6 protein-coding genes are annotated in these 4,338 nt (G+C 67.9%); 4 read left to right on the forward strand and 2 right to left on the reverse strand.

Annotated features, from left to right (window positions below):
- Together AC1D0P_RS22525 and AC1D0P_RS22530 are read right to left on the reverse strand one after the other, a co-directional pair.
- On the reverse strand, positions 1-858 hold an 858-nt coding region (locus AC1D0P_RS22525; protein WP_477678780.1), incomplete at its 3' end, for a TPM domain-containing protein.
- Between the two features lie 18 nt (positions 859-876).
- A complete protein-coding gene (locus tag AC1D0P_RS22530; protein ID WP_477678781.1) occupies positions 877-1,479 on the reverse strand; it encodes a LemA family protein in 603 nt (200 codons plus the stop codon).
- Between the two features lie 43 nt (positions 1,480-1,522).
- On the opposite strand from AC1D0P_RS22530, the gene AC1D0P_RS22535 reads away from it, so the two are divergent.
- From AC1D0P_RS22535 to AC1D0P_RS22550, 4 genes are all read left to right on the forward strand, one after another.
- Positions 1,523-2,371 carry a hypothetical protein gene (locus tag AC1D0P_RS22535; RefSeq protein ID WP_477678782.1) on the forward strand — a complete coding sequence of 283 codons (849 nt, stop codon included), beginning with the start codon at positions 1,523-1,525 and terminating at the stop codon, positions 2,369-2,371.
- 40 nt (positions 2,372-2,411) lie between these two features.
- A complete protein-coding gene (locus tag AC1D0P_RS22540) occupies positions 2,412-2,858 on the forward strand; it encodes a YybH family protein (protein ID WP_477678783.1) in 447 nt (148 codons plus the stop codon).
- A gap of 24 nt (positions 2,859-2,882) precedes the next feature.
- A complete protein-coding gene (locus tag AC1D0P_RS22545; protein ID WP_477678784.1) occupies positions 2,883-3,869 on the forward strand; it encodes a YheT family hydrolase in 987 nt (328 codons plus the stop codon).
- A gap of 28 nt (positions 3,870-3,897) precedes the next feature.
- Positions 3,898-4,338: DUF2946 family protein (locus AC1D0P_RS22550; RefSeq protein WP_477678785.1), on the forward strand; the 441-nt coding region annotated here is incomplete at its 3' end.

The following is a 4,338-nucleotide window of genomic DNA, read 5'->3' on the forward strand; positions in this document are numbered from 1 at the left end:
ATCACCACCACCGCCGCTGCTGAAACCACCGCCATCACTGCTGCTGCCGCCGCTCCAGCCGCCTGAGGAGCGCCCGCCGCTGCCCAGGGCGCCCAGGCTGGCGACCAGCGCGAACACCGTGCCCACCAGGATGGCAAGGCCGGCCACGATCAGGCTGCTGGTGAAAACCCAGGCCAGCACACCGACCACACCGCCGGTGGCCAGCGAGCCGAACTTGCGCCCCAGGACCATGGCGGCAATCCGCCCGCCTATCGGCACGGCAAAAAACAGGAAGACGGCGAGGTCGGTCCATTCGAAACCGTCGTTGGTGCTGCCGCTGCGGCGTTCGGGCGCGGGCAGGTTTTCGCCGCTGATCCGCGCGATGAGCTGGTCGGCCGCGGCGTTCAGTCCGCCGGCGAAGTCGCCCTGCTTGAAACGCGGCGTGATGGCTGTGTCTATCACCTGGCGCGCCGCCAGGTCGGGGATCGCGCCTTCCAGCGCCTTCGTGGTTTCGATGCGTACCTTGCGGTCGTTTTTGGCCACCACCAGCAAGAGGCCGTCGCCGACGCCCTTGCGGCCTATCTTCCAGCTGTCGCCTACGCGTTGCGCATAGGCGGCGATGTCTTCCGGCTGGGTTGTGGGCACGATGAGGAACACGACCTGGGCGCCCCGGCTTTGTTCAAACGCCGTGAGCTTGGCCTCGAGCGCATCGCGCTGCGCCGCGTCCAGTGTGCCGGTGCCGTCCATGACATGGGCCGTCAGCACCGGTACCGCCTGCACACCGCCCTGCGCCCAGGCCGCCAGCGGCAGCCAGGCGGCCAGCAGCAGGCCCAGCACCAGCAGGGCGCCGCGGTGAAGGAGTAGCGCGGGTCGCTGCACGGCCGGGTCCGCTGCGTTTTATTTCTTGTTGAAATCCACCACCGGCGGCGTGGAGATCTGCGCCTCGTTCTGCACCGAGAAGTTGGGCTTGACCTGGTAGCTGAACATCATGGCCGTCAGGTTGCTCGGAAAGCTGCGTGCGAGCACGTTGTATTCCTGCACGGTCTGGATGTAGCGGTTGCGCGCCACGGTGATGCGGTTCTCGGTGCCTTCGAGCTGCACGCGCAGGTCGCGGAATCCCTGGTTGGCCTTCAGGTCGGGGTAACGTTCGCTGACCACCATGAGGCGGCTCAGCGCGCCGCCGAGTTCACCCTGCGCCGCCTGGAATTTGCGGAAGGCGGCCGGGTCGTTCAGGGTTTCGGGCGTCACCTGGATCGACGTCGCCTTGGCGCGCGCCTCCACCACCTTGGTCAGCGTGTCCTGCTCAAACTGGGCTTCACCCTTGACCGTGGCCACGATGTTGGGCACCAGGTCGGCGCGGCGCTGGTACTGGTTCAGCACCTCGGACCAGGCCGACTTGCTTTGCTCGTCCAGGCGCTGGAAGTCGTTGTAGCCGCAGCCCGTGAGCAGCAGGCCCAGCAGGGCCGCGAAGGTGAATGTCAAAAAGCGGGATATCGYCATGTCGCTGCTCCGAAAATGCAAGCCGCAACACTAACATAGTCGAATGTCCTTTCCTTCCCAGCCTCCCGTCGCGGGCAGCCCGCTGCAGGCCTTGCAGTCCGCGATGCGCCCCGTATCCACCGCCCCAGGCAAGCCGCGCCTGCTGGTGGCCGGCGCCACCGGCGTGCTGGGCAACGAGGTGCTGCGCCGCCTGGCCGGCAGCGGCCGCTATGCGCACACCGAAGTGCTGGCCACCGAAGCCATGGCGACCGGGCTGTCCGGCGTCGGCATCGCGCTCACGGGTGCGCCCTTGCCGATAGAACAATGGGCCGCCAGGCCGCTGCCGGCGCATACCGGGCTGGTCATGTTCGAGCCGCCACGCATGTACTACGGACGTGAGCGCACGCTCTGGACGCCGGCGCCTTCAGAGTTGCCCGCGCTGGCGCAGTGGTTCAAGCGCTGCGGCGTACAGACCCTGGTCGTGGTGGTGCCGCATGCCACCGGGCGCCTGCCCGACGCGCTCAAGCGCGGCCTGGCCAACCTTGACGAGCAGGCTGTCGCCGCCCTGGGGTTTGAACGCCTGCTGCTGGTGCGCTCGGCGCGCAAGGCGCAGGACGCGGCGGGGAAGAACTTTCTGGAGAGGGTCGCGTCCTGGATGCTGTCCACCCTCAAGTTCATGGTTCCTCAGGCCGAGCAGCCGGTGCGGCCCGCCAAGCTCGCCGAGTTTGTCGATGCCGCGCTGCAGGTCTTGCCGCCCGGCACCCATGTGGCCGCGCCGGAATTGCTGTGGCAGGCCAACCAGAGCGGCGGTGGGCGTTTGGGCGGCGGTAGCATGCAAGGCGTGGTGCAGGCCTGGCTTGCTGCGGCGCGCAATCCCGCGCAGAATTCAACACCAAATGCCGGGCAGGATTGACGCCGGCGCCTCCCTTGCCAGAACCCTTTTGATCGCCTCCATGCCCAAACCCAGAGTCCCGCCCGCCAGCACCGGCAACGCCGATGACATCGAAGCGGCTTTTTACGAGGCGCTGCAAAGCGGCGACATTGAAAAGCTCATGGCCTGCTGGGGCGACGACGACGACATCGTCTGCGTGCACCCGGGGGGCGCCCGGCTTGTGGGGCCGGCGGCCATAYGCGCGACGTTCGACGCGATGTTCTCCAACGGCACCATACGCGCGCAGGCCATCAAGGTGCGCAAGGTCGAAACCATGAGCGCCAGCGTGCACAGCGTGCTTGAGCGCATCGAGGTGCTGACCGGGGAAGGCCCGCGCCACGCCTACGTCATCGCCACCAACGTGTACCACAAGACCGCACAAGGCTGGCGCCTGGTGGCCCACCATGCCAGTCCCGGCACGCCGCGCGAAATGCAGGAAGTGTCGGAAACACCCACCGTTCTTCACTGACCCGGCCTTCGCGTGGAACCCGCCATGAACTATGCCGCGCCCTGGTGGCTCCCGGGTGGCAACCTGCAAACCATCTGGGCCGCCTTGCGCTCGCGCCGCTTCCTGGGCCCGCAGCCGCTGTTTCGCCGTGAGCGGTGGACGACGCCCGATGAAGATTTCGTTGACGTCGATTGGCTGGTCACCGGCGATTCGGCTGATGACGCAAGCTCCGCGCAAAAGCCCTTGCTCGTGGTGTTCCACGGCCTTGAAGGCTCTTCCGCCAGCCATTACGCCGAAGCGCTTGCCGATGCTGCGCGCGAACGCGGCTGGGCCTGCGCGATTCCGCACTTCCGCGGCTGTTCGGGTGAGCTCAACCTCGCGCCGCGCGCCTACCATTCGGGCGATTTCGCCGAGATCGACTGGATACTGCGGCGCTTCGTGGGCCGGCGCACCGGGCCGGTGATGGCCGTCGGCATTTCCCTGGGCGGCAACGCGCTGATGCGCTGGGCCGGCGAGATGGGCGCCGAGGCCCGGCAGGTCGTGGCCGGCATCGCCTCCGTGTGCTCGCCACTGGACCTTGCCGCCAGCGGCTGGGCCATCGGCCGGGGTTTCAACCGCCAGGTCTACACCCGCATGTTCCTCAAGACCATGGTGCCCAAGGCCTTGCTGAAGCTCGAGCAGCACCCCGGGCTGTTCGACCGCGACCGGCTGCTGGCCGCGCGCGACCTCTACGCTTTCGACAACGTCTTCACCGCACCCGTCCACGGCTTCAAGGACGCCGACGACTACTGGTCGCGCGCGTCGGCCAAGCCGCACCTGCACCGGATCGCCGTGCCCGCACTGGCCTTGAACGCGCTCAACGATCCCTTTGTGCCGGCGTCCAGCCTGCCCCAGGCCGCGGAAACCGGCCCGCATGTCACGCTGTGGCAGCCGGCCCAGGGCGGCCATGTGGGCTTTCCCTCCGCGCCGTTTCCGGGCCACGTGCGCGCCATGCCCGACGCGGTCACGGGTTTCCTCGCGGCGCAGCTATAAGAAAAGCATCGCGGCGCAAAATACACCCATGGACGACATAGTTCGGCAAGCGATCGCCAAGTGGCCCAACGTTCCCGACTGCTACGGCTGGCTCGGGCTGGACGCGCGCGGCAACTGGTATATGCGCGACGACAGGGCCCAGGCCGCCGGCCCTTTCAGCGGTGTGCCCGGCGCCGATCCCGCGCGCAACCAGGCCGCCAAGGGTTCGCTGCTCAAGCACGACAAGCTGATCGACTTCATCCAGCGAAACTACGAGAGCGACGCCGCCGGCCGCTGGTTCTTCCAGAACGGCCCGCAGCGCGTGTATGTGGAACTCGAAGCCACGCCGCTGGTCTGGCGCGTCGGCCCGGCGCCCACGTTCGCGGTCGCCGCGCACACCGGCGCGCCCGCGCGCATCCAGCGCTGCATCGTCGATGAGGTGGGCCGTGTTTACCTCGAAACCGACCTTGGCTTCGGCCTGGTCCACACC

The organism is Polaromonas sp. P1_G2, from assembly GCF_056405515.1.